This is a genomic window from Actinomadura rugatobispora, assembly GCF_055379765.1.
Genome location: NZ_AP029191.1, coordinates 1,637,969 through 1,663,398 on the forward strand (window position 1 = coordinate 1,637,969; position 25,430 = coordinate 1,663,398).

Sequence of the window (25,430 nt, forward strand, 5' to 3'; positions counted from 1 at the left end):
CCGACGTGCAGACCACGACCCAGGAGACCCCCGCCGGCGCCGACGAGCCGCAGGCCCCCGTCCGGACGCGCGGCGAGACCGTCCTCGCCTGGCAGTCCGTCGCCTTCTCCTCCGGCCCGACCGGCACCGCCGAGCACGAGCGCGCCGAGGCCGGAGTCCGCACCGCCTACACGGCCGCCGGCCTGGCGCCGCCCGAACGCATCGTCTGGGTGCCCTCCCCCGCGCACGGCGCGATCGCCGCCGCACTGATCGCCGGCCACGGGGACGCGCTCCGGGAGGCGGGGCTCGGCGAGTACATCGCGCCGGTCGCGCCCCTGGTCGACATGCCGGAGACGGGTGCGAGCGTGCGCGAGGCCGTGCGCACCCTCCCGTGGGAGAAGGCGCGCACCGCCGCATGCTCCGAACTGGGGCCGGAGCAGTGGGCACGCGCCTGGGCGGAGACCGGCGGCCGCCTCTGGGCCCAGGTCGACGACCTCGCGACGCGGGTCCGCCGCGCCATCGGCGAACTGGCCGCGGACCACCCCGCGACCGCGACCCTGCTGCGCGGCGCCACCCTCGACGCAGTCCTCGGCCAGCACGACGCCCCGTGGCTGTCGCTGGTCGACTCCCTCGGCCATCTCGACGCCCACGGCCATCCCGGCGCCGCGCTGGCCGGGCTGGCGGAGGTCTCCCGGGTGGCGGGCTGGTGGTGGCCGTACGAGCGGATCGCGATCATCTCCGAGCGCCCGGTCGTCCTGCACCGCGACGAGCAGGGCCGCCTGCACCGGGGCGACGGGCCCGCCCTGGCCTACGGTGACGGGCTCTCGCTGCACGCCTGGCGCGGCATGCCGATGCCCGGCGGTTTCATCGAGTCGCTGACCGACCTGACGCCCGAGCGGATCCGGGCCGAGGCCAACGCCGAGCAGCGGCGGATCATGCTCGAGATCTTCGGCTACGACCGCTACCTCGCCGAGACCGGGGCCAAGCCGGTGAACCGGGGCGAGTCCGGAGTGCTGTGGCGGATCGACCTCCCCGGCGACGAGGCCATCGCCATGGTCGAAGTGGTCAACTCCACACCGGAGCCGGACGGGTCGTACCGCACCTACTTCCTGCGGGTCCCGCCGGGCACGCGCACCGCCCGCGAGGGCGTGGCCTGGACGTTCGGCATCGACCCCCGCGACTACCGCCCGGAGAAGGAGACCTGACGCCCATCCCAAACGCCCATCGCCGAACCGCCGCCGGGCGGGACGCCGCTACCTGCCGGGCCCGTGCTCAAGGGTCCAGGCCCGCGGGGTGGTGGAGGGCGGTTCTAGACCGGTCGGGGCGGTGTCCCCGGCCGCCACGGCGGATGTCCCTTGATGATCACTTCCCTAGTCATCAGGGGACATCCGCCCAGGCATTTCCGGCCATGCTCGCTCACGAGCCGAGCGCGGTCACGGCTTCACATGCCCTTCCGCCGTGGTCTCTCGTTCAGCTCGTCAGGGGGATGCGTTCGAGGATGCCCCCGGCGAAAACGTCGTAGAGGGGCAGGGGTTCCAGGTGGACGTAGCCGATGTGGCAGTCGCAGATGTCGGCGGGGCAGGGGCGGGGGCGCAGGGCCGCCTCGTAGGAGCCGTCGTAGAGGTTGCCCAGGACGGTCGGGATGAAGTGGCAGCGCCGTACCGTCCCTTCGCCGTCCACGGAGATGACCGTTTCGCCGGTACGGCAGGGCAGGCCCTTGCTGGGATGCGGCTCGCGGCTGTAGGCGAAGAGCGGGTCCAGGGCCGTCCAGTCGGCGGCCTCGGCGTCGGTGTAGGTGCGCCCCTCGGCCGCGTTCACCCACAGGTACACCTCGCCCGGCAGGTCGGCGCGGAGGCGGCGGGCGGCGTCGAGATGCTCCGGCTGCCCCACGACGCCCACGCTGAACCGCACCCCGCGCGCGGCGAGGTCGCGGCACTTGCCGAGGAACCGGTCGTAGGGGACCTGGCCGGGATGGTACGTGGTCCACAGCGCCAGCCGGGAAAGGTCCGCCTCGGCCGTCCAGTCGACGCGGTGGCTCAGGTTCGTCTGGATCGCGACGCGTTCCACGTGCGGAAGGTGGCTGAGCTCGACCAGCGCCCGCCGGTACCAGGACCGCACCAGGCCCTCTCCCCACGGCGTGAAGAGGACCGAGACCGCGTGCCGCCGGTCCCGGACCCAGCCGGTGAAGCGTTCGAGGGCGGCGCGGTCGGCCCGCAACTGCTCGGGGGTGTCGCGCCGCTTCGCGAACGGGCAGTAGGGGCAGTCGTAGTCGCAGCTCGCCAGCGGCCCGCGGTAGAGGATCGTGAGATGCCCGTGCCCCATCAGCGCGCCTCGTAGGAATCCATCAGGGTCCGCACCTCCGGTGAGAACAGCGCCGGCCCGATGGCGTCCGAGTGCGCCAGTCCTTCGGGGGTGAGCCGGACGACGTCGCGATCCTCCTCCACCCAGCCGCGCTCGGCGAACGGCTCCAGGTCGAAGTCGGCGGCGGCGTCGGTGCCGAAGCGTTCGCGGTAGGCGGCGCGGTCGACGCCGGACGCCTGGAGCAGCGACTGGATGAGATGGCGGCGCCGCCGTTCGCCGTCGTCCAGGGTGAATCCGACCCGTGCCGTGGTGAAGTCGGCCTCCCGTACGTAGGAGTCGATGATGGCGCGGACCGGGGTCGCGCCCACCGCGTACTCGAACGAGTAGTGCAGCCCGGTGGTGTACGAGCGCGCCCCGCAGCCGAGGCCGATCATCCCGTCGGTCTGGCAGCAGTACTCGGTCCCGGTGAGCGGCGACGCGGCGGAAGCCGGCCCGGTGGGGCGGCGGAACATGCGCATGGAGACCTGCTCGTACCCCTGGGCGAGGAGGTGGTCGCGGCCGGTGCGGTAGAGCTCCATGCGCTGGTCGTCCCAGTCCCGCGCCCGGCGCCCGAGGCCGGTCAGGGGACGCACGTACAACGGGTACAGGTACAGCTCCTCGGGTTCCCACGCGAGGGCGGCGTCGAGCGAGTGCAGCCAGGTCGCCGGGGTCTGGCCGTCGATGCCGTAGATGAGGTCGATGTTGAGCGTCGGGATGGCGGCGGCGCGGATGCGGTCCAGGGCGGCCTCGACCTCGGCGCGCTTCTGTGGACGCACGGCGGCGCGGGCCTCCTCGTCCAGGAAGCTCTGGACGCCGATCGAGACGCGGGTGACGCCGCGTTCGGCGAGGACGGCGAGGCGGTCGCTCGTGGCCGTGGCCGGGGAGGTCTCCACGCCCAGCGGGATCGAGCCGAGGCCGGCGAAGCGGCCGGCGATGTCGCACAGCCGCTCCAGCTCGGACGCGGTCAGGTAGGTGGGCGTGCCGCCGCCGAACGCCGCCGTGGCGAACGTGGCGTCGCCCAGGCCCCCCAGGACGGCGGTCGCCTGGCGGTCGAGCGCGTCCAGGTAGGCGCCGGTGAGCTCCTCGGGCGCTCCCGTACGGGTGAAGAGGTTGCAGAACCCGCAGCGCATCTCGCAGAACGGCACGTGCAGGTAGAGGAAGAGGGCAGCGCGGTCCTCGTCCGCCCAGACCTCGCGGAGGGACGGCTGGGGGTCGAGGGGGCGGTAGGCGGTCTTGTGGGGATAGGCGTACACGTATCCCTGGTAGGGCCCGGTCATGTCAGCACGAACTCCCCGTACGGAACGGTCCACACGACCTCGTGGCCGATGCGGTGACCGGTGTGGCCGTCCTCCCCGTACGCCGTGCCGTGGTCGGAGCAGACGATCACGAAGCAGGGGCGGCGCATGAGCGCGAAGAGGCGGTCCAGATGCCGGTCGACATGGCGGAGGGCGGCGGCGTGGCTCTCCCGCGAGTCGCCGTGCTCGCGGGTGGCGCCGTCCAGGTAGAACCAGTTGGGCTGGTGCAGGGCGGACACGTTGAGCAGGAGGAACAGGCGGCGGGTGGACGGCAGCCGCCGGATCGTCGCGGCGATCCGGTCGATCTGGTGGCCGATCGAGCCGGGGTCGGTCACGCCGAACTCCGGTTCCCAGTGGCTCTCGGCGAAGAGGGCGGGCAGGGCGGAGCCGAGCGGGGTGAGCTTGTTGAAGAAGCCCACGCCGCCGACGCAGACCGTGTGGTAGCCGGCCAGGGCGAGGCCGGTGGGCAGGTCGGCGGCGTCGAACGTCCAGGTGCCGGAGGCGGTGGTCTCGCTGCCCGGGAAGCGGGCCGCGAACAGCCTCGGATGCGGGCCGGGCCGGGCGGGCGTCGGGAGGAAGCCCGCCAGCATCGCGGCGTGCGCGGCGTAGGTGAAGCTGCCGGGGCTGTGGCGCCGTTCCCAGCGGCCGCCCGGGAGCAGTCCGGCGAGCGTCGGGAGCTCCCCGGCGGAGGCGAGTTCGGCCGCCACGTCGTAGCGCAGCGTGTCGAGGGTCACCAGCAGCAGGTCATGGCTGCCGATGACCTCGTTCATGTCGTACATGCTGGGAGGTTTCCTGACAGGGCGGCTCTGACCTGGGCAGTGTAGGTGTCGATCCCCTCGGCCCCGCTCCCGGGGAGACCGGTCAGGCCGGGCAGCAGGTCGCCGAACGCGTTGACCTCCCCGACCGCGTACCCGCGCCACCCGATCCGGACGAGCAGGTCGACGCCGACCATGAGGCTGCCGGGGAAGCAGGCGGCGGCGCGCGCGCACACGTCGAGGGCGTCCCGCCACGAGTCCTCGCCCATGGCCCGCCGTACGGCGCCGAGGTCGCCGCGCGCGCCGCCGAGGTGGAGGTTGGTCATGGGCGAGCGGCTCGTCCGGACGACCGCGTGCGTCGGCTCGCCCGCGACGACGACCACGCGCAGGTCGAGGACGCGGCCGTCCAGCGCCGCCTTGGGGAACCAGCGCTCGACGTGGAGGCCGTCGGGGGCCAGCGCGTCGACCAGGTCGGCGACCTCGGCCTCCGTCTCGTACGACCGGACGCGCAGCGAGTTGACGTAGCCGAAGCCGGTGGGGATGGCGGAGGTGACCGCTTTGACGCGGCCGCCGGGGGCGGTCTGGAGCGCGATGACGCCGGAGGCCGACGAACCGTGCGCGGCCTTGACGAAGACGCGGTGCATCCGCGCCTCCGCCATGCGGGTGCGGAGTTCGGCGTAGGAGGACACCGGCGGAAGTGCTTCCGGTACGGGCACACCGGCGGCCCGGAGGCGCGCGTGGCAGCGCCGTTTGTCGCACATGACGGCGATGTCGTCCACGTCGTTGAGCAGCCGCGCGCCGGCCCTGTCCGCCTCGGCCGCGATGCGCGACAGGCCCGCGGTGAACGTCCGGTACCAGCGGGCGCCTCCGCCCACCCGCGCCGGCTCCCCCGGGCCGCGCAGCAGGGCGTCGACGGCGGCGTCCTCACCGGGCGAGTCGATCCGTACCAGCGTCCCGTCCCCCGCCGCCCCGATGTCCAGGGAGGTGGCGGTGAGGACGTCGTGCCAGCCGATCACGAGCGGCCCCGGCAGGCCCGCGGCGCGGCAGGCGGCGGCGAAGAGCGCGGTGCGCCGGTCGCCGGGCGCGCCGATCACGGTGAACGCGGCGGACGTCATTCCGTGACCGCGACGTACATGAAGCCCTCCCATTCCTCCCAGCCCTCCGCCGGCACGGCGCGCGCCCCGCCGAGGTCGAGCTCGACGCCCGGGAGCGCCTTCCGGAGGCGTTCCATCATCGGCTCCGAGACGTAGTGGTAGTTCAGGTCGAGCCGCTTCAGGTGGGTGAGGGGCTGCCCGGCCAGCAGCGACTCCGCGCCCTGGTCGGAGAGCATCCCCAGGCCCAGCGCCAGCGTCTCCAGCCGGGCCACGATCGGCGCGGACGCCAGGGCGGCCGCGATGTCGTCCTGGAACTCGCCGTTCCGCAGGCCCAGATGGCGGACGGAGGGCAGCCGCACCCCCTCGAAGATCGGGCCGAGGTCGTCGACCTCCGCGTGCCCGCCGTAGATCTGCACGCCGAACCACAGGTCCAGCTCTTCGAGGGCGGGCAGGTCGCTGGCCGCCACCGCCCGCACCACCTCGGCCGGCAGGCCCCCGGACTCGAACCGCAGCGCCTTGAGGGTGTCGCTCTTGAACGGGCTGAGGTTCAGGCCCGCGCAGCCGCGCACCTCCAGCCGCTCCAGCGAAGGGAACGCCTCGACCAGCGGCGTCAGGTCGCCGTGCGGGATCCAGGACAGGTGGTACTCCTCGTCGAGGATGTCGCCGACGAAGACCGACCGCAGGGCGGGGAAGCGGTCCGCGGCCTCGACCAGGGTCTTGACCCCGAGGCCGTCGGCGTCGTCCCAGCCCCAGAAGCCGAGCACCAGCGCCTCGACCCGGGTGGTGTCGACGGCGTCCATGAACCGGGTGAACAGGTCGGGGTACGACTCGTCGCCCCAGTCGCCCCGGACCGCCCAGGCGACCCGGTCGTCGGGCAGCGCCTCCCCCTCGTCGACCTCGGTTTCGGGGGTGAAGCCCACCACCGGCAGTCCGGCGAACTCGTCCAGGTACTCGTTGAACGTCATCGACTTCCTCGATGTGGTCTTCGTACGGGGGTCACTCGGCGATGGCGACGTAGGGCCAGTCGTCGTCCGGGTCCTGCCCGTCGCCGACGTCGACCTTGACGCCTGGCAGCGCCGCCCTCAGGCGGTCGGCCGTGGCGGGGGTCATGTAGTGGTGGCTCAGGTCGAGCGAGGCCAGGTGGGTGAGGGGCTGCCCGGACAGCAGCGACTCGGCGCCCCGGTCGGTGAGCGTCCCCATGGCGAGGCTGAGCGACTCCAGCCGCGCCACGATCGGGGCCGCGGCGACGGCCGCCGCGATCTCGTCCTGGATCTCGCTGTCCTCCAGGCCCAGGTGGCGCAGCGACGGCAGCCGCTCACCGCTCAGGATCGGGGCGAGATCGTCCACGGTGGCGTTTCCGCCGTAGTTCTCCGTGCCCAGCCACAGGTCGAGGTGCTCCAGCGCCGGGAAGTCGCAGGCGGCGATGCCGCGGACGACCTGGCCGGGAAGCCCGCCCGACTCGAACCGGAGCCTCTTCAGCCGCTCGGCGCGCACGGGCTTGAGCCCCAGGTCCTCGGCGCCGCGCACCTCCAGCGTCTCCAGGCCGGGGAACGCGGCGAACAGCGGCGTGATGTCGCACTGCTCGATCCAGGAGATCTCGCGTTCCTCCATGACGATGTCGCCGAGGAAGAGGGCGCGCAGCGCGGGGAAGCGGTCGGCGGCGGCGGTGAGGACCTCGACGGGCGTGGGGTCGCCGTACTCCTGGATGCCCCAGTGCCCCATGATCAGGTGGGTGACCGCGGTGGAGTCGACCGCGCCGGTGAAGCGGTCGAGGACCGCCGGAGTGACCTTCTCCTCCTGCCAGCCGCTGCTCAGGTCGACCCGCCAGGCGCGGGACGCGGCCGGCGGCAGCTCGGCGGTCTCCGGATCGGTCTCGGCGTCGAAGACGGCCACCGGGAGACCGCCGAACTCCGTCAGATGGCTGTTGATCGTCATTCGCTTCCCACCCCTGAAGCCCTCTCGGATGATCGTCGGGACCTGTCCTACCAGCCGGAGCCGACATACCGCCGCCGAACGCCGCCCGCCACCGGCCCCGGCTACTCGGCGACCGCCACGTAGCGCCAGTCGCGGTCGCTCTGCTGCTGGTCGCCGAGGTCCACCTCGACACCGGGGAGGGCGGCGTGCACGCGCTTCACCACCGGGTCGGTGAGGAAGTGGTGGTGAAGGTCGAGCCGCTTGAGATGGGTGAGCGGCTGCCCCGACAGCAGCGACTCGGCGCCCAGGTCGGTGAGCGCGCCCATCGCCAGGCTCAGCGACTCCAGCCGCGCCACGATCGGGGCGCCGGCGACGGCCGCCGCGATCTCGTCCTGGATCTCGCTGTCCTCCAGGCCCAGGTGGCGCAGGGACGGCAGCCGCTCGCCGCCCAGGATCGGCGCCAGGTCGTCCACGGTGGCGTCGCCGCCGTAGTTCGCGGTGCCCAGCCACAGGTCCAGGTGCTCCAGGACGGGCAGCTCACTGGCGCAGACGGCCCGCACCACGCCGGCCGGAAGCCCGCCCGTCTCGAACCGCAGCGTCTTCAGGGCCGGCGCGCGGAACGGCTCGAGGGCGAGGCCCGCGCCCCCGCGGACGCCCAGGTGCTCCAGTCCTGGGTACGCGGCGAACAGCGGCGTGATGTCGGACTGCTCGATCCAGGAGATCTCGGCCTGCTCCATCACGATGTCCCCGAGGAACAGCGCGCGCAGGTTGGGCAGGCGGTCGGCGGCGCCGGCGAGCACCGGCACGGGGTCGACCGCCCCGTCGTCGTAATCGGCGCCCCAGAAGCCGATGATCAGGTGCGTGACCTCGGTGGTGTCGATCCTCTCCAGGAACGCGGCGAAGAGGTCGTCGAAGGAGGGGCCCTCGAACCAGCTGCCCACGCGCCAGGCGGCCTCTCCGGGCGAGTCGGGCTCCTCCTCCCCGCTGTAGTGCTCCTGGACGGTGTCGCCCTCGTGCTCGTGCTGGAAATCGCACACCCGCAGTCCGGCGAAAGTGCTGAGGTGCTCGTAGATGCTCATCGGTATCGGTTCCCCTTCGATTCGGGGACCGTCCTATCAGTCGCCGGCGACATCCTCCTCGAAACGGTTGAAATCAGTGGTTTCCTCCGGGGGAAAGGCCGAAGCCCCCGGACGCGGGCGTCCAGGGGCTTCGCGGCGGCCTCAGGCGGCGGGGAGGACCGAGCCCTTGTACTTGTCCTGGATGTACTTCTTGACCTCGGGACCGGTCAGCAGCTCCGACAGCTTCTTGATGTCGGCGTCGCCCTTGTTCTCGGGCTTGACCACCAGCCCGTTGACGTACGGGTTGTTCTCCGGCTTCTCGATGGCGAGCGCGTCCTTGGCCGGGGTCAGGCCGCCCTCCAGGGCGTAGTTGCCGTTGATGACCGAGGCGTCGACGTCGGCGAGCTGGCGCGGCAGCGCGGCGGCGTCGGTGGGACGGAACGTGATGCCCTTGGGGTTGCCGGCGACGTCCTTCTCGGTGGCGCTCTCGCCCGCGCCCGGCTTGAGGGTGACCACGCCGTTGTCGGCCAGCAGCTTCAGGCCGCGGGCCAGGTTGGACGGGTCGCTGGGCAGCGCGACGGTGGCGCCCTGGGGCAGGTCCTGCAGTCTGGTGACCTTCTTGGAGTAGACGCCCAGCGGCTCCAGGTGGACGCCCGCGAGGAACTCCAGCTTCTGCCCGGTCTTCTGGTTGGACTCGGCCAGGTACGGGCGGTGCTGGAAGTAGTTGGCGTCGAGCTGGCCGTCGTTGAGGGCGGGGTTCAGCTGCTCGTAGTTGCTGAACTCCTTGATCTCCAGCTTGAGCCCGGCCTTGGCCGCCAGGTTGTCCTTGACGTAGGTGAGGACCTCGGCGTGCGGCACCGAGGTGGCGCCGACGGTGAGGGTCCCGCTGTCGTTGCCCGACCCGCCGCAGGCCGCCAGGCCCAGCAGGAGCCCGGCGGACGCGAGGACGGTGGTGATCTTGCGCAGCACGAGGAGTGCCTTTCTCGTTCGTGAAGAGGGATGCGGAAGAGGGGAGGTGGACGGGTGCCGCGGCGGCCTACCGGTGCGTGAGCCTCACCGGTGCGTGAGCCGCCGGACGAACAGGTCGCCGACCAACTGGACGATCGCCACCAGCAGCACCAGCAGCACGAGGATGGCCAGCATCATCTGCGTCTCGAACCGCTGGTAGCCGTACCGGATGGCCAGGTCGCCCAGCCCGCCGCCGCCGATCGCGCCCGCGATGGCGGAGTAGCTGATCAGCGCGATGACGGTGATGGTGAGCCCGGCGATCAGGCCCGGCGCGGCCTCCCGCAGCAGCACCTTGCGGACCAGTGCGGGCCGGGAGGCGCCCATCGCGCGGGCGGCGGCGATCGTGCCGGGGTCGACCTCGCGCAGCGCGGTCTCCACCAGCCGGGCGTAGAAGGGGATCGCCCCGACGGTCAGCGGCACGATCGCCGCCTGCGTGCCGATCGAGGTGCCCACCAGGAGCCGGGTGAACGGGATGATCCCCATCATCAGGATGACGAACGGGACCGACCGGCCGATGTTGACGACCAGGCCGAGGACGGCGTTCACCGGGCGGGAGGGCATCAGGCCGTCCCGCGCGGTGAGGATCAGCAGGACCCCGGCCAGGATCCCGCCGGCCGCGGTGAACAGGGTCGACCAGACGGTCATCTGGAGGGTCTCGAGGGTGCCCTGGCGCAGCAGCGGCGCCATCTCGTCCCAGCTCATGACAGCGACGCCTCCTCGGCGGCGGGGGTGTCGGCGGGGGTGCGGACCTCGACGGTGAGCCCGGCCTCGCGCAGGTGGGCGAGCTGGGCGGCGTTGACGTCGGGGTCGCCGGGCAGCTCGATCCGCAGCCGGCCGATCCGGGTGCCGCCGATCCGCTCGACCGCGCCGCCCAGGATGTTGACGTCGATCGAGTAGGTGCGGGCGAGCGAGGACACGAACGGCCGGTCCGCGCTGTCGCCCTCGAAGGTGACGTCGACCACGGTCGTCCCCGCGCCCGGGTGCGGCGGGGTGTCGGGCAGCGGCAGCAGGTCGCGGGCCAGTTCGGAGCCGGGGCGCAGCAGCAGCTCGCGCAGCGGGCCGGACTCCGCCACGCGGCCCCGCCGCATGATCGCGGCCGAGTCGCAGATCCGCTTGACCACCTCCATCTCGTGGGTGATCAGCAGCACGGTCAGCCCGAGGCGGCGGTTGAGGTCGCGCAGCAGCTCCAGGATGGAGGCGGTGGTCTCGGGGTCGAGCGCGGAGGTGGCCTCGTCCGAGAGCAGCACCTTGGGACGGCCCGCCAGCGCACGCGCGATGCCGACGCGCTGCTTCTGCCCGCCCGACAGCTGCGCGGGGTGCGCCTGGGCGTGCTCGTCCAGGCCGACCAGTGCGAGCAGCTCGGCGACCCGGGCGGCGCGCTCGGACCGCGGCACGCCCATGACCTCCAGCGGGAAGGCCACGTTGCCCGCCACGGTACGGCTGGACAGCAGCCCGAAGTGCTGGTGGATCATCCCGATGCCCTGGCGCGCGCGGCGCAGCTCGCGGCCGTCCAGGGACAGCAGGTCCCGGCCGTCGACCGCGATCCGGCCGGAGTCGGGGCGTTCCAGCAGGTTCACGCAGCGCAGCAGGGTGCTCTTGCCGGCGCCGCTGCGGCCGAGGACGCCGAAGATCTCACCTTCGCGGACGGTGAGGTCGACGCCGTCGACGGCGGTCACCTCGCGTCCCCGGGAGCGGTAGACCTTGCTGAGTTTTTCGATCTGAATCACAGGAAATCATCCGTCCAGACGGGCAGATGGGATGGGGGCGGCCGGGCAGACCACGCAGACAGGCGGTTCAGGCAGGCCGGCCGGGCATGGGGGCGCGCCGGGGTTCAGGAGCGGCCGGGCGGGTACGGCGCGTGGCTCAGAAGGTGGCGCTGGAAGCTCATGGCGGCGGTGATTCTCGGAGTGAACGGCTCGCTTCGGGGCGCGAGGTCAGGCGGGGGCCCTCAGCACCCACACATTCGCCGCCGGCGCGTACACCCGAGGTCCCGGACGGCGCGCGTGCGGCACGGCGCGGGGCGGGGGCGTACGGCGGTCATGCCATGAGTAAACCCGGCCCACGCAGCTGACGCAAATTCTCGGGCACCGCCGTGAACAGGATCACAAGCCCGGTGGCCTCAACGCCGACCGGTCATCCGGAGGCGCCGTGGTACCCGATCCGGACCGGGCCCGAGCCGACCTTCGCGACGATGGTCCGCGGCGACGAGCGGTCGTCCAGCGCCGGGTCCACCCGCACGTCCCCGGTGCCGGACTCGACCTCCACCCCGTAGTAGGAGCCTCGCGGCACGGTCACCCGCACCTCCCCCGACCCCGCGGACGCCTTCACGCGCCGCGGCGGCACGGCGAAGCCGACGCCGATCCGTCCCGAGCCCACCTCGGCCTCCAGTTCCGGGACGGCCAGTCCCGTACCGGTGATCCGCCCCGAGGCCGCCCGCGCCCAGACCCGGCCGCGGATCTCGGCCATGTCCAGCAGCCCCGACCGGGCCTCCAGCCGGAGATCGCCCTCGATGCCCCGGACCCGTACCTCGCCCGAGTCCGCCGTGGCCCTGATCCGCACCCGCGGCGGCACCTGGAGGTCGAGGTCGGCGCCGCACTCCATGTCGGAGTAGATCCCCTTGTCCCCCTCGCAGGTGAACCGGACCAGCAGGACGTCCCCGGCCCAGATCTGCTCCACCTCCGGCCTGCTGAACGCCCACGTCAGCCGCCGGAAGACCCGGACCTGGCCGGCCCGTCCCGGCCCGACCGTCACCCGGGCCCGCCCGGCGTCGATCTCCACCTCGCTGACCGGGCGGTGGTGCACCACCGTGTCGAAGACGGTGCGGCGGATGGCCGTCCCGTAGACGCGCAGCCCGGCGGGCATCACCACGGCCAGGGCGGTCCCGACCGCCAGCAGCACCCAGATGCCGCGCCGCCGCGGCCGTCCTTCCCCGCCCCCGCCCGGCGCCGGGGGAGCGGTCCGCGTCATGCGTCCCCACCGCTCCCCGCGCCGCCGCCGAGGAAGCGCAGCACGGCCAGTACGCGGCGGTGGTCGCCCTCGGCGTCCGGGAGGTCCAGCTTGGCGAAGATGCCGTTGATGTGCTTGGCGACCGCGCTCTCGCTCACCACCAGGGCGGCGGCGATGCCCGCGTTCGAGCGGCCCTCCGCCATGAGCCCCAGGACGTCCCGCTCGCGCGGCGTGAGCCGGTCCAGCGGGTCGCTCTGGCGGCGCAGGAGCAGCTGCGCGACCACCTCAGGATCCAGCGCCGTGCCGCCGCCCGCCACCCGGCGCAGCGCGTCCAGGAACGCGGACACGTCCGCGACCCGGTCCTTGAGGAGGTAGCCGACCCCGCTGGTGTTGGTGGCCAGCAGGTCCGCGGCGTACCGCTCCTCCACGTACTGCGAGAGCAGCAGCAGCGCCACCTCGGGCCACTGCCGCCGGATCACCAGCGCCGCGCGCACGCCCTCGTCGGTGAACGCGGGCGGCATCCGGACGTCCACGATCGCCGCGTCCGGCCGGTGCTCCTCCACCGCGGACAGCAGCGCCTCGGCGTCCCCGACCGCCGCCGGGACCTGGAACCCCGCGGTCTCCAGCAGCTTGATCAGTCCCGCCCGCAGCAGGACCGAGTCCTCGGCGATCACAATGCGCACGGCAGCTCCACGGTCACGGTGGTCGGTCCCCCTTCGGGGCTGACGATGCGGAAGGTACCGTCCACCGACCGGACCCGGCGCCCCAGGCCGGCCAGGCCGGACCCGCGGGCCGGGTCGGCGCCGCCCACCCCGTCGTCGGCGACCGTCACCCGCAGCACGTCGCCGCGCCGCGCCACGTCGATCTCCACCGCGGACGCGCGGGCGTGCTTGACCACGTTGGCGAGGGACTCGGAGACCACGAAGTAGGCGACGGCCTCCACGGTGGACGAGGCGCGCCGCGGGACGTCCACGCGCAGCCGCACCGGCAGCGGCACCCGGGCGGCGATCCCCGACAGCGCCGCGTCCAGGCCGCGGTCCTCCAGGACGGCCGGATGCAGGCCGCGGATCAGGTCGCGCATCTCGGTGAGCGCCTCCTTGGCCTCCTCGTGCGCCTCGACGATCACCTGCATGGCCTCGTCGGGGACGCCGGTCAGCGTCTCGCGGGCCAGGCCGAGGTTCATGGCGAGGGCGACGAGCCGCTGCTGGGCGCCGTCGTGCAGGTCGCGCTCGATGCGGCGGCGTTCGATGTCAGCGGCGTCGACCGCGCCGGCGCGCTTCTCGGCCAGGTCCTCGACGCGGCGCTCCAGCTCCTTGGCGCGGTCCGGGCCGAGGAGCAGCCCGATCGCGCGGGTGTCCAGCCGCCGCACCGCCATCGCGGTCCAGGGCGCGGCGATCAGGAGCAGCACGCCGGCCGCGGTGAGCGCGCACTGCCCGTACGGGCCGATCTGCGGGAGCGTCCAGGCGTAGGCGGTGATCCCGGCGAGCGCGGCGCCGCCCGCCCACGCGGCGAGGACGAGCAGGGCCGCGCAGCCCACGACCGGGCCCGCGATCAGGTGGTAGGCGAGGGACCGCCAGAGCCCGTCCATGCGGAGGCGCCCGGGCCGTTCCCCGGGCGGCGCGACGTGCAGGCCCAGCATCGCCCAGCAGCGCTCGCGCTGCGCCGCGGCGAAGGGGTGCGCCAGGATCACGACCACCAGCGGCGCCAGGAGGGGCAGGACGTCCCACGGCTCCCAGACCGTCCACGGCGCGCCGATGATCACCCAGGCGCCGAACTGGAGCGGCACCCCGGAGGCGGCGAACGCGGTGTCGCGCCACGCCGCCGCCGACCACGGAGCGTGCACGCGCGCACGCCGCAGCAGGGAGAGGGACGCCATGGGCAAACCGTATTGCCCTGAAATGGACCGCGCCATGCAGCGGGGTGCAGCCCCGGGCTGTACCTAGTGCCACCCCCGAAACGGACTTCCGCGCTACTGAAAGCGGCCCGCCCGCACGACAGGCTGACGGGGAACCGAGCCAAGGAGGTCATCGATGGTCGCCGCCCCCCTAGGAGCCCGCCGCCCGTCCCGGCGGCGGCGCGAGTGGCCGGAGTGGCGTGCGGGTCTGGCGGACCCCGTCGACAGGAGGACGCGGCTCGCGGGCTGGGGGCTGGTCGCCGGCGGGGCCGCGCTGGTGCCGTGGATGGGCGTCCTGGCCGCGCGGCTGCCGTCCACGACGCAGGTGTCCAACTGGTCCGCGGCGTGGATCGGCCTGGACGCGGCGCTCGCGACCGGGCTGATCGCCACCGGGACGCTGCTGGCCCGGGGCGATGTTCGTCACAGCCTGACCGCCGCGGCCACCGCGTCGCTCCTGGTCATGGACGCCTGGTTCGACGTGACCACCGCTCCCGCAGGGCCCGGGCGGACGGCCGCGCTGGCCCTCGCCGCCGGCGTGGAACTGCCCGTCGCCGGGCTGTGCGCGACGCTGGCGGTGCGCGCGCTGACCCGTGATCCGGACATGCCGGAAAAGGCCCGCACCCGCGGGCCGAACCCCGCCGGGCACCCTGCCGTCCGGTCGCTGCGACCACTCCCGGCATATCCGGAGCCGACGGGAGTCAGAGAGACGGATGAAACCGAGTGACCCAGACCTTTAGAGTGAATCCGACGTAGGGCCCTCTCTGCGGGAGGGCCCTTTCCCCTGCCTGCCTGATCATGAGGTCACCGGATGAACGACCACGAGGTGCACGCGGAGTGTGTGCGGCTGCTGCGGGAGGGCCTCCCCGAGCCCACCGCCGCCGGGTTCGACGACGGCCGGGGGTTCCTGCCGCTCTGCCTCGACGTCGACGGTGACATCGCCGTTGTCACGTTCCTAAGACGGCCGGGGGGCGTCTCAGGAGGGCTCCCTCCCTTCATCGAGGGCTGGATGTTCCACCGCCGCGACGGCGAGTGGATGGAACTGGGCGGCGCCGGCGGTTCGGCCTTCGACGAGCCCCTCGCCCGCCGCTCGGCCGCCGAACTGGGCGGACGGCACCTGCAGCGGTACGGGACGGGCCGCACCGTCCGCAACGCCAACCGGCTGCTCCCCTGGGGCGCCAAGTGGGTGAGCCAGGCCCGCCTCCGGGTCGCGGCGGAGGCCAGCCACCTGCGCGTGGGCAACCGGATGCTGGAGGTCCCCGCACACGGTCACACCGTCGTGGTCTGGGGCGCCCGCCGCGCGCCCGTCGTGGAGGCCCTGGCCCTGGACGGCGCCATCCTCGACGCCCTCGACCTGGACTACACCCTGGCCCGCGCCTGAACGTCGGCGACCTGGGCGATGGACCAGGCGGCGGGCCGGGCTAACGGGATGCACGGGGAACCTTTCGGCGGGTGCCGGAGAGGTTAGGGGCCGCGCGTTACCGGAAGGTTGCCGGGACGTTTCGCCCCGGCCCCGCTCACAACCAGCCGAGGTCGCGGGCGGCCCGCACCGCCGCGTGGCGGTTGTCGACGCCGAGCTTGGTGACCGCCGCCGACAGGTAGTTCCGCACGGTGCCCTCCGACAGGCCCAGGCCGCGGGCGATCCGGCTCACCGGGGCGCCGTCGGCGGCGGCGCGCAGCGTGTCGAGTTCGCGCGGCGTGAGCGGACACTCCTCGGCGGCGAGCGCGTCGGCCGCCAGCTGCGGATCGATGTACCGGGCGCCCGCGGCGACCTGGCGGACGACCTCCGCCAGCCGGGCGCCCGGGGCGTCCTTGCCGAGGAAGCCGCGCACGCCCGCGGCCATCGCGCGGCGCAGGTTGCCGGGACGGCCGTGCGCGGTCACGATCACCGGCCGGCAGGAGGGCAGCTCCCGGGAGAGCCGCTCGGCCGCGGCGAGGCCGTCCAGCCCGGGCATGTCGATGTCGAGCACGGCGATGTCGGGCTTGAGGCGCAGCGCGCTCTCGACGGCCTCGTCGCCGCGGCCGACGTCCGCCACGACCTCGATGCCGTCCTCGGTCTCCAGCAGCAGCACCAGCGCCTCCCGGATGAGGAGGTGGTCGTCGGCCAGCAGCACCCGGATCATGCCTCTCCCTTCGCCCTCGGCACCGCCCTGGGCACCGCCCTGGGCACGGCGGCGGCCAGCCGGAACGTGCCGTCCCCGGCCGGGCCCGCGGTGAACTCGCCGCCCACCGCCGCCATCCGTTCGGCGAGGCCCGCCAGCCCGGCCCCGGCGGCGGCTCCGGCGGCGGGCGCGGGACGCCGGCCCGCGCCGTCGTTGGAGATCTCCAGCCGGACGTGCGCGTCGTCGGACCGCACCGTGATCAGGCACCAGGTGGCGCCGCTGTGCCGCAGGACGTTGGTGGCCGCCTCCCGGGCCGCCCATCCCAGCGGCTCGTGCGCGTGCGCGGGCAGGTCGGGCGAGACCTCGGGGGCGTCGCAGCGGATCCCCGCCGCGCGCAGCACCGCCGACATGCCCTGCAGCTCGCTGCGCAGCGAGGTCGCCCGGTAGCCGCGGACGATCTCGCGCACATCGCGTACCGAGTCCCGCGCCATCCGCTGGATCTCGACCAGCTCCCCGCGGACCCGCTCCCGGTCGCGTTCGACGAAGCGCTCGGCGACCTCGGCGCGCAGGGCGACGGCCTGGAGGCTGTGGCCGAGCACGTCGTGCAGGTCCCGGGCGAAGCGCAGCCGTTCCTCGCCCACCGCCGAACGGGCCAGCTCCGCGCGCGCTTCCCGCAACTCCTGGACGACATGGAACAGCCACACGGTCACGTACCCCGAGAACGCCCCCACCGGCACGCCCACCAGCTGGTACAGGACGTTGAGAACCGGCAGCCCCAGCACGAGCCCGTAGGCGGGGGTCAGGACCGTGGCCGCCGCCGTCACGAGCACCGCCGCGCGCAAGGGCAGCACAACCGCGATGAGGCCCACCGGCACGACCAGGGCGCTCCCCCAGCCGACCTGGGCGCCCATCAGAGCCGGGAGGGTCCAGCAGACCGCGGCTATGGCGGCCAGGCCGATCCCGTGGGCGGGCACGGTGCGGCGCATCAGATTGAGCCACAGCAGCCGCCCGTACAGGGTGAAGACGGCCGCGACGCACACCAGGCCCAGGACGATCCGGCCCGGGTCGCGCCGGTCCAGCACTTCGTACCAGACGGCGGGCAGCAGGAGCCCGGCCAAGGTGACGAGCGTCATCGCCACGATGATCGCGGCGATGCCGGTGGGACGCGGAATCCTGGGCTGCACCTCTCCGCCTCCGCGCGGGGGGCCGGCTATGGCACGGCCCAGGGTACGTGCCGCCCTCACGTACGTGCCGCCTTCAAGCGGCCCGCCGCGGCCAGGCCGGATCGCCGCCGGGCACCAGCCGCCCCCTGTCGAGGATGCCGACCCTGTCCGCGCACCACGCCTCGTACGGATCCCGCGTCGCCAGCAGAATCGTCACCCCGTCCTCGGCCAACCCTCTCAAGACCGAGCCGACGTGGCGGGAGGACGCCACGTCCAGGCCGGCGGAGGGCTCGTCCAGGAAGAGGACGTCAGAACGCCCGACCAGTGCCAGCGCCAGATCGAGCAGGCGCTGTGCACACGGGGTCAGCCTCTCGAAGGGCACGCCCTCGCAGCCGCCCAGGCCCACCAGGCGAAGCGCCTCGTCACCGGGGAGCGGGTCGAGCGTCCACCGCCGCCACGTGTCGACCACCTCCGCCACGGTCAGGCCGGGGAACAGCCCGCCCTCCCGCCAGACGGCGCCGGTGCGCAGCCCCGCCCGGTCCTCGTACGGGTCGGCCCCCCCGAACCCGCACCCGCCCGGACGTAGGACGCCGCATCCCCGAGGCGATCTCCAGCAGCGTCGTCTTGCCCGCGCCCGGTGGGCCGAGCAGCGCGCAGACCTCCCCCTCGGCGACGCCGAACGAGACGTCGCGCACGGCGTCCCGCCCGCCGAAACAGACCCCTGCCCCGGACACCTCGATCACGTTCACGCCCATGCCCCCATGCTCGCCGCCACCCTGCGAAGACTTGCAGTCACAGGCGTCAGGAGCACCCCGGGAGAAACGCGGGGCCGACCCATGACATCCGTCACGGGTCATCACCGGGCACCCCGCGCTCAACTCCGGTGGACGCTCTCCGGGCCGAGCTCATCCGGACTCCGGTGCCCGGACAGGGCCATCGTCAGCTCCAGCTCCGCCTGCAGGCAGCGCAGCACGTGCCGCACCCCGGCCTCCCCGCCCAGGGCCAGGCCGTAGGCGTACGGCCGCGCGACCAGCACCGCGCGGGCGCCCAGCGCCAGCGCCTTGGCGATGTCGGACCCGGTGCGGATGCCGCTGTCGAACAGCACCGTGGCCTGGTCGCCCACCGCCTCCACGACGCCCGGGAGCGCGTCCAGGGAGGCGATGGCTCCGTCCACCTGCCGCCCGCCGTGGTTGGAGACGACCACGCCGTCCATGCCGGCGTCCACGGCGCGGCGGGCGTCATCGGGATGCTGGATGCCCTTGAGCACGATCGGGCCGTCCCAGTGGTCCCGCAGGAACTCCAGGTCGTCCCAGGTCAGCGACGGGTTCCCGAAGTTGGCCACCCAGTGCAGGAGCGCGGTGTCGCGGTTGGCGCCGGTGACCGGGCCGCCCACCGCCTTCTGGAAGACCGGGTCGGAGAAGTAGTTGGCCACGCCGATCCCGCGCAGGAACGGCAGGTACGCCTGGTCGAGGTCGCGCGGCCGCCACGCCAGCGTGAACGTGTCGAGGGTGACGACCAGGGCCGAGTAGCCCGCCGCCTTGGCCCGCTCCAGGAAGCTCACCGCCATCTCGCGGTCCTTGGGCCAGTACAGCTGGTACCAGCGGGGCCCCTCGCCGCCCGCCTCCGCGACCTCCTCCATCGAGTACGACGCGGCCGTGCTCAGCACCATCGTCAGCCCGCACGACGCCGCGGCCCGCGCCACCGCCCGCTCCCCCTCCGGGTGCAGGATCGACAGGACGCCGATGGGCCCGAGCAGCACCGGCGCGGGCATCGCCGTGCCCAGCACCTCCACCGACAGGTCGCGCCGCGCCACGTCCCGGAGCATCCGCGGGACGATCCGCACCCGGTCGAACGCCGCCCGGTTCGCCCGCGCGGTGGCCTCGCTGCCCGCCGAGCCCGCCACGTACCCGAACGACCGCGACGACAGCCTCCGCTCCGCCAGCCCCTCCAGCCGGGTCAGGTCGGTGGGCAGCTCGGGCAGCACGTCGCCCAGCCCCTTCAGGTAGATCTCGTTCTGGAAGTCGGCCAGCGCGCTCATCGGAAACCTCCTCGGCGATCGATCCGCCCGCCGACCGGCGCCCCGGCGACCGGGCCGGACACGGCCGGAGGCGGCCATACGGACGCCCGGAGGGGGCGGTTTCGGCGCGCCGAGGGGTGGTGCGGTGCGAATCTGTCTCAGGGACCCGCCACAATGTCCCACATGGCACGTCGTGGATCCCAGGCCCCTCCCCCGCCGGACTTCGAAGAGAACATCATCGACGTCGATGTCTCGGAGGAGATGCGCGGCAGCTTCCTCGAGTACGCGTACTCGGTCATCTACCAGCGGGCACTGCCCGACGCGCGCGACGGCCTCAAGCCCGTGCAGCGCCGGATCCTGTACTCGATGAACGAGATGGGCCTGCGCCCCGAACGCGGGCACGTCAAGTGCGCCCGCGTGGTCGGCGAGGTGATGGGCAAGCTGCACCCGCACGGCGACAGCGCGATCTACGACGCGATGGTCCGGATGGCCCAGCCGTGGGCGATGCGGATGCCGCTGGTCGACGGGCACGGCAACTTCGGCTCGCTCGGCGGCGACGACATGCCGGCCGCCATGCGGTACACCGAGTCCCGGTTGACCCGCGAGGCGATGCTCATGGTCGCCTCCATCGACGAGGACACCGTCGACTTCCGGCCCAACTACGACGGCCAGGAGCAGGAGCCCGAGGTCCTGCCCGCCGCGTTCCCCAACCTGCTGGTGAACGGCTCGTCCGGGATCGCGGTCGGGATGGCCACCAACATGGCGCCGCACAACCTCGGCGAGGTCATCGCGGCGGCCCGGCACCTGATCGACAACCCCGACGCCTCGCTCGAGGAGCTGATGCGCTTCGTGCCCGGCCCCGACCTGCCCACCGGCGGCCGGATCGTGGGCCTGGACGGCATCCGCGACGCCTACGAGCGGGGCCGCGGCACCTTCCGCACCCGCGCCACCGTGCACATCGAGGACGTCACCCCCCGCCGCAAGGGCATCGTCGTCACCGAGCTGCCGTACGCGGTCGGCCCGGAGCGGGTCAAGGCCAAGATCAAGGAACTGGTCAACAACAAGAAGATCAACGGGATCTCCGACCTGAAGGACCTCACCGACCGCAACGTCGGGCTGCGGCTGGTCATCGAGGTCAAGAACGGCTTCAACCCCGAGGGCGTGCTGGCCGAGCTCTACCGGCTGACGCCGATGGAGGAGTCGTTCGGCATCAACAACGTGGCGCTGGTCGACGGCCAGCCCCGCACGCTCGGCCTGCGCGACATGCTGCAGGTGTACGTCGACCACCGCATCGAGGTCGTCCGGCGCCGCAGCGCGCACCGCCGCAAGAAGCGCGAGGACCGGCTCCACCTGGTCGACGGCCTGCTGGTCGCGCTGCTCAACATCGACGAGGTCATCCAGATCATCCGGGACAGCGACGACGCGTCCCAGGCCAAGCAGCGGCTCATGCAGATCTTCGAGCTGTCGGAGATCCAGGCCCAGTACATCCTCGACACCCCGCTGCGCCGGCTGACCCGCTACGACCGGCTGGAGCTGGAGAAGGAGAAGGAGCAGCTCGCCAAGGAGATCGCCAGGCTGACCGCGATCCTGGAGTCGGAGAAGAAGCTGCGCGGCGTGGTCTCCAAGGAGCTGGGCGAGGTCGCCAAGGAGTTCTCCACCCCGCGCCGCACGGTGCTGCTGGAGTCGTCCGGCCAGACCGCGACCGCCGCGGTGCCGCTGGAGGTCGCCGACGACCCGTGCCTGGTGCTGATGTCCTCCACCGGCCTGCTGGCCCGTACGGGCTCGGCCGAGCCGCTGGCCGACGAGGGCGCCCGCTCCCCGCACGACGTGCTGGTGTCGGTGGTGCGGGCCAGCGCCCGCGCCCAGCTCGGCGTGGTCACCTCCGCCGGACGGATGATCAAGGTGGAGGTCATCGACCTGCCGATGCTGCCGGCCTCGGCCTCGCCGCCGTCGCTGGCGGGCGGCGCCCCCATCACCGAGTACGTCGACCTCGACCCCGACGAGAAGGTGGTGGGGCTGAGCTCGCTCGACGGCTCGCTGGCGCTGGGCACCGCGCACGGCGTGGTCAAGCGGGTGGTGCCCGACTACCCGCCCAACCGCGACGACTTCGAGGTCATCACGCTCAAGGACGGCGACCAGGTGGTGGGCGCCGTCACCGTGGCCGACGAGGACGATCTGGTCTTCATCACCAGCGACGCCCAGCTGCTGCACTACAGCGCGTCCAACGTGCGGCCGCAGGGCCGGGCGGCGGGCGGCATGGCGGGCATCAAGCTGGCGGCCGGGGCCACCGTCATCTGGTTCGGCGCGCTCGACCCGGACCGCGAGTCCCGGGTGGTGACGATCTCCGGTTCGTCCTCGGCGCTGCCGGGCACCGAGCAGGGCGCGGTCAAGCTCGCCGACTACGCCGACTTCCCCGCCAAGGGCCGCGCGACCGGCGGCGTCCGGTCGCACCGCTTCCTCAAGGGCGAGGACGCGCTGATCATGGCGTGGGCCGGCCCCGCGCCCGTGCGGGCGGCCTCGTCCACGGGCAAGCCGCTGCTGGTGGACGTCGAGATCGGGCGCCGCGACGGCTCCGGTGAACGGCTGACCGCGGAGGTCGCCGCCTTCGGCGGCCCCCTCCACCCCGCCCCCACCCCCGAACCGGAGCAGGCGCCGACCCCCGACGACGCATCACCCCAGTGATCGCAGCACGCTGACGCGGCGGCCCCCGCACCGAGCAAGGGTGCGGGGGCCGCCGCGTCTTCCGCCCACGGCCGCTCCCAGCGGACGTCCGGACGTCCGGACTCTCATCGACGGCCACCATCCACCCGACGGCCCTGTGCCAACCGGCGGCTGTGGGCGATCCCGTCTCTCACCGGCGGAATCGCCCGGAGGTCAGCCGACCTTGAGGGTGCGGGGGTCGCGGAGCGGGGTGCCGGTGCCCTGGTAGGTGGCGACGGCGATGAAGGTCTCGAACGCGGCCTCGTTGCTGCCCGACGGGGAGGGCAGCGCGGCCTTCCAGTCGATCGCCGCGCCCCAGATGCCGCAGCTGGACCTGGGCACGGTGAAGGTCTTGTCCGCCGCCGTGGCGGCGATGACGAACGGGTGCGCGAGCGGGTCGGACGGGTCTCCCGGGCTCACCACCCTGATCGTGGACATGTCGGCGACCAGGGTGAACTTGAGGGGCTCGGCCTGGGTACCGATGTAGCAGGCGTCGCCGAGCAGCAGGTTGATGATCCGCACCCGCATGTCGACCTTGGCGACCGGCAGCGCGAAGGAGAAGCCCCCGGCGTAGCTCGCCTCGACCTCCACCTTGAAGCCGGGCAGGTCCTCCAGCCACGGCACGCTGGGCAGGCCCAGCAGGCCCAGGACGCCGCCCGGGATCTTCATCGGGTCGGCGTCCATCCTGATCTCTTTGAGCTCGTTGGGTCCGCCGCCGGCGGGCGGGCCGGACTGCACGACGATCGTGATGGGCTCGGTGATCTGCTGGCTGAGCCCGCCCAGCTTGAGCGAGCCGCCGTCCACGACCATCACCAGGCACTCCCAGCGGGCCGGATCGGCGCCGGCGGGCAGCTTCGGGCAGTCGGCCTTCAGGTCGAACGACGGCGCGGCGGCCGAGGACGGCGCGGCGGCGGGGGAGGCGGAGGCGGTCGCGGGCTGGAGGGCGGCCAGGCCGAGGGACGCGATCGCGGCGGCCGCGAGCCCCTTGCGGAACGACATCTTCACGGGACGAATCGCCTTCTCTACGGGAAGCAAGGGGCCCGGCCGTCCCGTGCGGGAGCGGGACGGCCGGGCGGGGGGACTCTCAGGCGGTGATGTGCAGCTTCTGGGTGTAGGTCGTGTCGCTCGGGTTGACCTTGCCCAGGGCCTTGCCGGTGCCGTTGGCGGTGACGCCGCTCGGGCACAGGAAGCTGCCCGACTTCAGGCCGAGGGAGACGTTGTTCATCGTCCCGGCCAGCTGGCCCGTGGAGTTGGCGGGGTTGTCGGAGTTGCGCACCTGGAAGGTCAGGCTGGTGTGGGTCGCGTCGAACCCGTAGACGCAGGTGAGGAAGCCGAAGCTCGCCTGGATCTCCAGGTCGGTGTCGGTGAAGGTCAGCGTCCCGTCGTAGTTGCCGCTGGGCCCGTAGGCGAGGGTGCCATCGGTGTAGGGCAGGTTGCGGAAGGTGACGGTCGGGTTGCCCAGGTTGCTGGTGCAGCCGGTGACGTTCGCCGAGTCCAGCGTGCCCGAGCCGGACGAGGTCAGGGTGCCGCGCAGGTCGGCGCTCGAGCAGCTGGCGGTGAAGCCCGTGCCGCTGAAGGTGAGGGCGCCGACGTTGAGGATCTGGTAGCCGCCGTCGTAGGGCGTCCTCGTGTCCTCCCTGAGGACCGTGGTGGTGGCCGCGGAGGCGGTGCCGGCCAGGAGGCCGACCGCCGTGGCGGCCGCGATGGCGGGTGTGCCGAGCTTGACGAGGGCCTTCACATTCTCTCCTCGGGTAGTGGCCCATGTCCGTGCTTCCGGCGGGTGGGGTGGCACGCCGCGGGATGATCAGCCCCGGCCGCGCGTTCCGCGCCGGCCCCCGAGTGGCGGTGCGCCCCGGATCCGGAGGTGACGCCCGCCCTCTGTACGCTCGCACCCGCCAGCTAAGACCACCTCAGCTGCGTAAGCAAGCGCTTGCATGGTTAAGATTGGCCGAGAGCGGCCAAGTTGGGCGTTGCCTTGCGAGAGACACGCACTTCATGCCTATGAACCGGCGGACCGCGCTCCTGTTCTTGTCATCGCCTCACAAACCCACCGGCACGACGACGGCGGCCAGCTCCCCCAGGGAACCGGCCGCCGCGCGCGGGACGCCGTCCGCCTACTGCTCGACGTCGTCCGGACCCCAGTAGGCGCGCATCTCGGTGACCTTGCCGTCGTCGTCGAACGTCATCACCTCGATGGCCCGGATGCGCACCACCCCGGGCACCTCGATGGTGAACGCCATGGCCGCGCTGTTCCCGTGCGAGCCGCGGATGGGCCCGTCCAGCGAGAGCTTGGCGCCGCTGCCGACCGCGTTGGCGTAGAACTCGTCGATCGCCGCGCGTCCGGAGATCGGCGGGTTGCCGACCGGGTCCTCGATCGTGGCGTCGTCGGCGAACAGCCCCGCGACCGCCGCGGCGTCCCCCTCGGCGAAGCCGTCGACGTAGGCCTGCAGCACCTGCTTCATGCGTTCCTGCTCCGGCATGTCCCGCCCATCGCTCGTTCCGGCAGATCGGCAGAGCCTAACAAACGATTGCTTGACCGAAGTGAGCGGTTACCGGGCCCCGGGACACAATGGCGGCATGGCGATCTCATCGTTCATGGTGCCGCTCGGCACGCCCGCTCCCGGCTTCTCGCTGCCGCCCGCCGGAGGCGGCCCGGCCGTGTCCCCCGGCGACTTCCCCGGGGCGCCCGCGCTGCTGGTGACCTTCCTGTCCAACCACTGCCCGTACGTCCGCCGCATCGAGGCGGCGCTCGGCGCGGTCACGGCCGAGTACGCGGCGAAGGGCCTGGTCACCATCGCCGTCTGCAGCAACGACACCGGACGCAACCCCGACGACGACGCCGCCCACCTGCGCGAGCAGTCGGAACGGGCCGGGTTCGCCTTCCCGTACCTGGTCGACGAGTCACAGGAGGTCGCGCTCTCCTACAGGGCCGCCTGCACGCCCGACTTCTTCCTGTACGACGCCGGCCGCCGCCTGGCCTACCGGGGCCAGTTCGACGCCGCCCGTCCCCGCAACGAGGTGCCCTCGGACGGCGCCGACCTGCGTGCGGCTCTGGACCTCGTCCTGGCGGGCAAGGCCGTTCCCGAGCCGCACGCGCCCAGCCTCGGCTGCGGCATCAAGTGGAAGCCCGGCAACGAGCCCGGCTGACGGACCCGGCCGGACCGCCCT

26 protein-coding genes are annotated in these 25,430 nt (G+C 73.1%); 5 read left to right on the forward strand and 21 right to left on the reverse strand.

The window, feature by feature from the left end; translation table 11 throughout:
* Positions 1-5 precede the first annotated feature (5 nt).
* Positions 6-1,184, forward strand: a complete 1,179-nt coding sequence (locus ACZ466_RS06715) for a DUF6745 domain-containing protein (protein ID WP_378285958.1) — start codon at positions 6-8, stop codon at positions 1,182-1,184.
* Between the two features lie 265 nt (positions 1,185-1,449).
* On the opposite strand, the gene ACZ466_RS06720 is transcribed toward ACZ466_RS06715, so the two are convergent.
* From ACZ466_RS06720 to ACZ466_RS06780, 13 genes are all read right to left on the reverse strand, one after another.
* Complete coding sequence (locus ACZ466_RS06720; RefSeq protein ID WP_378285959.1) at positions 1,450-2,301, reverse strand: STM4011 family radical SAM protein; 852 nt, start codon at positions 2,299-2,301, stop codon at positions 1,450-1,452.
* Positions 2,301-3,596, reverse strand: coding sequence for an STM4012 family radical SAM protein (locus ACZ466_RS06725; protein WP_378285961.1), 1,296 nt, complete (start codon positions 3,594-3,596; stop codon positions 2,301-2,303). The genes ACZ466_RS06720 and ACZ466_RS06725 overlap by 1 nt, the downstream gene beginning before the upstream one ends.
* Positions 3,593-4,393: an STM4013/SEN3800 family hydrolase gene (locus ACZ466_RS06730; RefSeq protein ID WP_464043016.1), complete on the reverse strand. Its 801-nt coding sequence runs from the start codon at positions 4,391-4,393 to the stop codon at positions 3,593-3,595. Before ACZ466_RS06730 ends, ACZ466_RS06725 begins: the two co-directional genes overlap by 4 nt.
* Positions 4,381-5,484 (reverse strand): STM4014 family protein, encoded by a 1,104-nt coding sequence (locus ACZ466_RS06735; RefSeq protein WP_378285963.1) that lies wholly within the window; start codon positions 5,482-5,484, stop codon positions 4,381-4,383. Before ACZ466_RS06735 ends, ACZ466_RS06730 begins: the two co-directional genes overlap by 13 nt.
* Positions 5,481-6,428 (reverse strand): STM4015 family protein, encoded by a 948-nt coding sequence (locus ACZ466_RS06740; protein WP_378285965.1) that lies wholly within the window; start codon positions 6,426-6,428, stop codon positions 5,481-5,483. Before ACZ466_RS06740 ends, ACZ466_RS06735 begins: the two co-directional genes overlap by 4 nt.
* 31 nt (positions 6,429-6,459) lie before the next feature.
* Positions 6,460-7,398, reverse strand: a complete 939-nt coding sequence (locus tag ACZ466_RS06745; RefSeq protein ID WP_378285966.1) for an STM4015 family protein — start codon at positions 7,396-7,398, stop codon at positions 6,460-6,462.
* Positions 7,399-7,499: 101 nt separating this feature from the next.
* Positions 7,500-8,456 carry an STM4015 family protein gene (locus ACZ466_RS06750; protein ID WP_378285967.1) on the reverse strand — a complete coding sequence of 319 codons (957 nt, stop codon included), beginning with the start codon at positions 8,454-8,456 and terminating at the stop codon, positions 7,500-7,502.
* 141 nt (positions 8,457-8,597) lie between these two features.
* Positions 8,598-9,404 (reverse strand): MetQ/NlpA family ABC transporter substrate-binding protein, encoded by an 807-nt coding sequence (locus tag ACZ466_RS06755; protein WP_378285968.1) that lies wholly within the window; start codon positions 9,402-9,404, stop codon positions 8,598-8,600.
* 84 nt (positions 9,405-9,488) lie between these two features.
* A complete protein-coding gene (locus ACZ466_RS06760) occupies positions 9,489-10,145 on the reverse strand; it encodes a methionine ABC transporter permease (protein WP_378285969.1) in 657 nt (218 codons plus the stop codon).
* Positions 10,142-11,170: a methionine ABC transporter ATP-binding protein gene (locus ACZ466_RS06765; protein ID WP_378285970.1), complete on the reverse strand. Its 1,029-nt coding sequence runs from the start codon at positions 11,168-11,170 to the stop codon at positions 10,142-10,144. Before ACZ466_RS06765 ends, ACZ466_RS06760 begins: the two co-directional genes overlap by 4 nt.
* 406 nt (positions 11,171-11,576) lie before the next feature.
* A complete protein-coding gene (locus tag ACZ466_RS06770) occupies positions 11,577-12,410 on the reverse strand; it encodes a DUF4097 family beta strand repeat-containing protein (RefSeq protein ID WP_378285971.1) in 834 nt (277 codons plus the stop codon).
* Positions 12,407-13,072: a response regulator gene (locus ACZ466_RS06775; protein WP_378285972.1), complete on the reverse strand. Its 666-nt coding sequence runs from the start codon at positions 13,070-13,072 to the stop codon at positions 12,407-12,409. The genes ACZ466_RS06770 and ACZ466_RS06775 overlap by 4 nt, the downstream gene beginning before the upstream one ends.
* Positions 13,060-14,265, reverse strand: a complete 1,206-nt coding sequence (locus ACZ466_RS06780) for a sensor histidine kinase (protein WP_378285973.1) — start codon at positions 14,263-14,265, stop codon at positions 13,060-13,062. Before ACZ466_RS06780 ends, ACZ466_RS06775 begins: the two co-directional genes overlap by 13 nt.
* Before the next feature lie 154 nt (positions 14,266-14,419).
* Between ACZ466_RS06780 and ACZ466_RS06785 the strand changes: the two genes are divergently transcribed.
* Both ACZ466_RS06785 and ACZ466_RS06790 read left to right on the forward strand, forming a co-directional pair.
* Positions 14,420-15,007, forward strand: a complete 588-nt coding sequence (locus ACZ466_RS06785) for a hypothetical protein (RefSeq protein WP_378285974.1) — start codon at positions 14,420-14,422, stop codon at positions 15,005-15,007.
* An 84-nt stretch (positions 15,008-15,091) separates the two neighbouring features.
* Positions 15,092-15,661 carry a hypothetical protein gene (locus ACZ466_RS06790; protein WP_378285975.1) on the forward strand — a complete coding sequence of 190 codons (570 nt, stop codon included), beginning with the start codon at positions 15,092-15,094 and terminating at the stop codon, positions 15,659-15,661.
* 136 nt (positions 15,662-15,797) lie between these two features.
* Here ACZ466_RS06790 and ACZ466_RS06795 read toward each other — a convergent pair whose 3' ends face one another.
* From ACZ466_RS06795 to ACZ466_RS06815, 5 genes are all read right to left on the reverse strand, one after another.
* Positions 15,798-16,403 (reverse strand): response regulator, encoded by a 606-nt coding sequence (locus ACZ466_RS06795; protein WP_378285976.1) that lies wholly within the window; start codon positions 16,401-16,403, stop codon positions 15,798-15,800.
* Positions 16,400-17,566: a sensor histidine kinase gene (locus ACZ466_RS06800; RefSeq protein ID WP_378285977.1), complete on the reverse strand. Its 1,167-nt coding sequence runs from the start codon at positions 17,564-17,566 to the stop codon at positions 16,400-16,402. The genes ACZ466_RS06795 and ACZ466_RS06800 overlap by 4 nt, the downstream gene beginning before the upstream one ends.
* Before the next feature lie 73 nt (positions 17,567-17,639).
* Positions 17,640-18,014: an ATP-binding cassette domain-containing protein gene (locus ACZ466_RS06805; protein WP_464043022.1), complete on the reverse strand. Its 375-nt coding sequence runs from the start codon at positions 18,012-18,014 to the stop codon at positions 17,640-17,642.
* Positions 17,968-18,402, reverse strand: a complete 435-nt coding sequence (locus ACZ466_RS06810) for an ATP-binding cassette domain-containing protein (protein WP_464043024.1) — start codon at positions 18,400-18,402, stop codon at positions 17,968-17,970. The genes ACZ466_RS06805 and ACZ466_RS06810 overlap by 47 nt, the downstream gene beginning before the upstream one ends.
* A gap of 17 nt (positions 18,403-18,419) precedes the next feature.
* The gene (locus tag ACZ466_RS06815; protein ID WP_378285979.1) at positions 18,420-19,583 is read right to left on the reverse strand and encodes a lactate 2-monooxygenase; all 1,164 of its coding nucleotides are present in this window, start codon (positions 19,581-19,583) and stop codon (positions 18,420-18,422) included.
* 162 nt (positions 19,584-19,745) lie between these two features.
* On the opposite strand from ACZ466_RS06815, the gene ACZ466_RS06820 reads away from it, so the two are divergent.
* Complete coding sequence (locus ACZ466_RS06820; RefSeq protein WP_378285981.1) at positions 19,746-22,244, forward strand: DNA gyrase/topoisomerase IV subunit A; 2,499 nt, start codon at positions 19,746-19,748, stop codon at positions 22,242-22,244.
* Positions 22,245-22,436: 192 nt separating this feature from the next.
* On the opposite strand, the gene ACZ466_RS06825 is transcribed toward ACZ466_RS06820, so the two are convergent.
* From ACZ466_RS06825 to ACZ466_RS06835, 3 genes are all read right to left on the reverse strand, one after another.
* On the reverse strand, positions 22,437-23,267 hold the full coding sequence (locus tag ACZ466_RS06825; RefSeq protein ID WP_378285982.1) for a hypothetical protein: 831 nt from the start codon (positions 23,265-23,267) through the stop codon (positions 22,437-22,439).
* Positions 23,268-23,346: 79 nt separating this feature from the next.
* The gene (locus ACZ466_RS06830; RefSeq protein WP_378285983.1) at positions 23,347-24,000 is read right to left on the reverse strand and encodes a hypothetical protein; all 654 of its coding nucleotides are present in this window, start codon (positions 23,998-24,000) and stop codon (positions 23,347-23,349) included.
* Positions 24,001-24,376: 376 nt separating this feature from the next.
* On the reverse strand, positions 24,377-24,742 hold the full coding sequence (locus tag ACZ466_RS06835) for a steroid Delta-isomerase (RefSeq protein ID WP_378285984.1): 366 nt from the start codon (positions 24,740-24,742) through the stop codon (positions 24,377-24,379).
* 97 nt (positions 24,743-24,839) lie between these two features.
* Here ACZ466_RS06835 and ACZ466_RS06840 point away from each other — a divergent pair, with 97 nt between their 5' ends.
* Positions 24,840-25,409, forward strand: coding sequence for a thioredoxin family protein (locus tag ACZ466_RS06840; protein ID WP_378285985.1), 570 nt, complete (start codon positions 24,840-24,842; stop codon positions 25,407-25,409).
* The last annotated feature ends 21 nt before the right edge of the window (positions 25,410-25,430 follow it).